Origin of the sequence: Metabacillus idriensis, from assembly GCF_009674765.1 — a bacterium.
GTDB classification, from domain to species: Bacteria; Bacillota; Bacilli; order Bacillales; family Bacillaceae; genus Bacillus_P; species Bacillus_P idriensis.
Window position 1 is genome coordinate 1 of the sequence record NZ_WKKF01000032.1, and the last position, 1,611, is coordinate 1,611.

The 1,611-nt window shown below is 54.3% G+C and carries 1 rRNA gene; it reads left to right on the forward strand.

Annotated elements, in window-relative coordinates:
• Positions 1-13 precede the first annotated feature (13 nt).
• Positions 14-1,563: ribosomal RNA gene (locus tag GJU41_RS24420) — 16S ribosomal RNA — on the forward strand.
• The last annotated feature ends 48 nt before the right edge of the window (positions 1,564-1,611 follow it).

Genomic DNA, 1,611 nt, shown 5'->3' on the forward strand with positions numbered 1-1,611 from the left:
GAGTCACAAATTTTCTTCGGAGAGTTTGATCCTGGCTCAGGACGAACGCTGGCGGCGTGCCTAATACATGCAAGTCGAGCGGACTTGCTGGAGCTTGCTCCAGCAGGTTAGCGGCGGACGGGTGAGTAACACGTGGGCAACCTGCCTGTAAGACTGGGATAACTCCGGGAAACCGGAGCTAATACCGGATAGTATCTTGAACCGCATGGTTCAAGTTGGAAAGACGGTTTCGGCTGTCACTTACAGATGGGCCCGCGGCGCATTAGCTAGTTGGTGAGGTAATGGCTCACCAAGGCAACGATGCGTAGCCGACCTGAGAGGGTGATCGGCCACACTGGGACTGAGACACGGCCCAGACTCCTACGGGAGGCAGCAGTAGGGAATCTTCCGCAATGGACGAAAGTCTGACGGAGCAACGCCGCGTGAGTGATGAAGGTTTTCGGATCGTAAAACTCTGTTGTTAGGGAAGAACAAGTGCGAGAGTAACTGCTCGCACCTTGACGGTACCTAACCAGAAAGCCACGGCTAACTACGTGCCAGCAGCCGCGGTAATACGTAGGTGGCAAGCGTTGTCCGGAATTATTGGGCGTAAAGCGCGCGCAGGCGGTTTCTTAAGTCTGATGTGAAAGCCCCCGGCTCAACCGGGGAGGGTCATTGGAAACTGGGAAACTTGAGTGCAGAAGAGGAGAGTGGAATTCCACGTGTAGCGGTGAAATGCGTAGAGATGTGGAGGAACACCAGTGGCGAAGGCGACTCTCTGGTCTGTAACTGACGCTGAGGCGCGAAAGCGTGGGGAGCGAACAGGATTAGATACCCTGGTAGTCCACGCCGTAAACGATGAGTGCTAAGTGTTAGAGGGTTTCCGCCCTTTAGTGCTGCAGCTAACGCATTAAGCACTCCGCCTGGGGAGTACGGTCGCAAGACTGAAACTCAAAGGAATTGACGGGGGCCCGCACAAGCGGTGGAGCATGTGGTTTAATTCGAAGCAACGCGAAGAACCTTACCAGGTCTTGACATCCTTTGCCACTTCTAGAGATAGAAGGTTCCCCTTCGGGGGACAAAGTGACAGGTGGTGCATGGTTGTCGTCAGCTCGTGTCGTGAGATGTTGGGTTAAGTCCCGCAACGAGCGCAACCCTTGATCTTAGTTGCCAGCATTCAGTTGGGCACTCTAAGGTGACTGCCGGTGACAAACCGGAGGAAGGTGGGGATGACGTCAAATCATCATGCCCCTTATGACCTGGGCTACACACGTGCTACAATGGATGGTACAAAGGGCTGCGAGACCGCGAGGTTTAGCCAATCCCATAAAACCATTCTCAGTTCGGATTGCAGGCTGCAACTCGCCTGCATGAAGCTGGAATCGCTAGTAATCGCGGATCAGCATGCCGCGGTGAATACGTTCCCGGGCCTTGTACACACCGCCCGTCACACCACGAGAGTTTGCAACACCCGAAGTCGGTGGGGTAACCGCAAGGAGCCAGCCGCCTAAGGTGGGGTAGATGATTGGGGTGAAGTCGTAACAAGGTAGCCGTATCGGAAGGTGCGGCTGGATCACCTCCTTTCTAAGGAATATATGAGGACGCTTTTGGTTTTTGTTTAGTTTTGAGAGA